Annotated in this window: 4 protein-coding genes; all 4 read right to left on the bottom strand. The window is 30.1% G+C overall.

The window, feature by feature from the left end; genetic code table 11:
- On the bottom strand, positions 1-153 hold a 153-nt coding region (locus Q0J74_RS11125), incomplete at its 3' end, for a diacylglycerol kinase family protein (protein ID WP_363315585.1).
- 68 nt (positions 154-221) lie between these two features.
- Positions 222-1,301 (bottom strand): S1C family serine protease, encoded by a 1,080-nt coding sequence (locus Q0J74_RS11080; protein WP_297214583.1) that lies wholly within the window; start codon positions 1,299-1,301, stop codon positions 222-224.
- Between the two features lie 16 nt (positions 1,302-1,317).
- Positions 1,318-2,250 carry an Abi family protein gene (locus Q0J74_RS11075; protein ID WP_297214581.1) on the bottom strand — a complete coding sequence of 311 codons (933 nt, stop codon included), beginning with the start codon at positions 2,248-2,250 and terminating at the stop codon, positions 1,318-1,320.
- Positions 2,251-2,360: 110 nt separating this feature from the next.
- Positions 2,361-2,752, bottom strand: a 392-nt coding sequence (rpsI, locus tag Q0J74_RS11070; protein WP_297214579.1) for a 30S ribosomal protein S9, incomplete at its 5' end; no start/stop codon positions are given.

The following is a 2,752-nucleotide window of genomic DNA, read 5'->3' as shown; positions in this document are numbered from 1 at the left end:
CTCTACGATTTTTATGGCATGGCCTTTATATTCAGTTGGGCATAACAAAATATTATAACCATTTATTTCTAATAATTCCACAATTTTATCAATATCCTTTTTACTATTAGTCTTACCACTTTCCGGATTATAAATAAACGCACACTTCTTCATATAAACACTCCCAATTAAATTATATACTTTATAACAAAATTTATCAATTAAAAAACCTACAATGTAGGTCATTCATTTTTTTCTAATTTAACTTCAGTAGTTTTATACTCGCCATCTCTATAATATTCCACTTCGACAACTTCACCAGGTTCATACTTATACAAATTATATCTAAATTCAGCAATATTACCAACTTCAATACCCCCAACCTTAATAATAATATCCCCAGTAGATAAACCAGATATAGAAGCAGGGCTACCATTTTCAACTTGATAAACCACAACACCCTCATCTACATTCCCATCAATTCTTATTCCAGCAAGCATTAAATCATAACTAGCAGACAAATCCAACATAGAAATTCCAAAATAAGGTCTTATAATTTTAGTACCAGACTCAATATGCGAAGCAATATCCATAGCATCTTCAATCGGAATAGAAAAACCTAACCCCTCAATTTCATCTTCAACAACTTTCAAAGAATTAATACCTATTACATTACCATTAACATCACATAAAGGGCCTCCACTATTTCCCGGATTTATTGCAGCATCAGTTTGCATAACATTCATAATCCAATCGCTTGAATAACCAGAAATAGAGACACTAACCAATCTATTTTTACCACTTATAATTCCACGAGTAACTGTCCCAGAATAATCCTTACTCAAAGGAGTACCAATTGTAAAAACTGTGTCTCCAAGTTCCATATCTTCACTACTTCCCAAAGTTGCAACCTTTAACACATACTTATTGTCAATTTTTAAAACCGCAATATCCGCATATTCATCAGAACCAATTAATTCAGCAGTAACAACATCACCATTAGTAAAAGTCAATTGTACACTTTCCGCATCTTCAATAACATGATGATTTGTCATAACATAAGCATCGTTTCCATCAGTTTTATAAACAAAACCAGTTCCTATCGAAATAACAGAATTTCTAACTAAACTTTCCACAACAACCACAGAATCATATACATTATCGACACCGGCACTTATTCCTTCATCTGTAACAGTTACTCTATTTTCACTCACTTTCTCAACAATAGTATTTGGAAAAAAATAAAAAACACCATACATCAAACACGCACCAACAAACAAACTAAAAATAATAGTAAATAAATATACAATCCTTTTACGCAAAACAATCGCACCCTTTCTATTCTAAATACATAATATCCTTATAATTCATAGGAAATCCCATTTTTTCATAAATCCTTTCTATTCCAATATGAACAAGTCTTCCCTTTAACCTATCAAACTCATAATTAATTTCATTCATCATCATTTTAAAATCAGCAGGAGTTAACATATGTTTAAGAATAAGAATTAATGCAAAAATATCGTTTTTACCACAAACATACTCATCATCTACCTTATCAATATTAAGAATATGATGATACTTATTATCAGGAATAACTCTTTGAGTAAAATGATCAAACAAAATATCCTCATGAGCGCACAAATTTCTATAATTAGCTAAAATCGGCAAAAAAATTTCTAAACTTTTAGCATCCAATCCATATATTTTAGCTATCCTATCAGCGTCCTCATCCTTAAGAATACTAAACAACTCACTCATCAAACCAAAACTAATAACTTTTATTCCAATCCATAAAGGAATATAACCATAATTAACCATATAATGACTAGTAGCGCCGTGTTGTTTCCCATTAACTCTATACTGTCTTTTTAACTTTCGAATCAAGTCACTAACCTGTCCCTTTTTATCTTCAGCTTGATCAAAATTTGACGGATTTAAATAATCTTTTTCCTTATAACCATAATTACTACTTAAAACATAGCTAAAAATAGATTTATAATTATTTTCAACAATCAATAAATTTTTAAAAATAATATTTCTAAACGCACGATCAAACAAAAACAAAGCATAAAGTTCATTAAAAGATGTACCAGTAATAAACTTTCTACTAACATCTTGTTTCAAAAAAGAATGTCTATAGCCCATAAGGAAAAAATAATTTTCACGTAACAACACAGATTTTACATACTCATCATCTTCTATTGTTAAACCCTTATCTTTTAAAATTTCAACCTGTTCTTCTATTGATTTAAAAACTTTTTTTGCCACAATATCACCCTACAAATTCAGTATAACATACTACAATAATATCTTCTAGCATTTTCACAATAATTTCAAGCACAAAAAAACCTACAAAAAACGTAGGTCTTAAACAAATTCTATCTCTTACTAAATTGTGGAGCTCTTCTAGCCTTTTTCAAACCATACTTCTTACGTTCTTTAATTCTAGAATCTCTAGTAATCATACCACTTTCCTTAAGTATAGTTCTATTATTCGGATCAATTTGTAACAAACAACGAGCAATACCCAATCTAATTGCGCCTGTTTGACCATTAAATCCACCACCATTAACTTTAACAACAATATCAAATTTACCATCATTTTCAGTTAAAACCAAAGGTTGCTTTAAATCCATAACCAATGTTTCATAAGGCATATAAGAATTTACATCCTCGCCATTTACAACTATAGACCCCTTACCATAAGACATTGATACTTGAGCTATACTTCTTTTTCTTCTACCTGTAGCTTTCCAAACTTTACTTTCTG

Origin of the sequence: uncultured Flavonifractor sp., from assembly GCF_944387675.1 — a bacterium.
Classification (GTDB): domain Bacteria; phylum Bacillota; class Clostridia; order Oscillospirales; family Oscillospiraceae; genus Flavonifractor.
The sequence above is the reverse complement of the archived record's forward strand: the minus strand, read 5'-3'. Positions and strand labels throughout refer to the sequence as shown.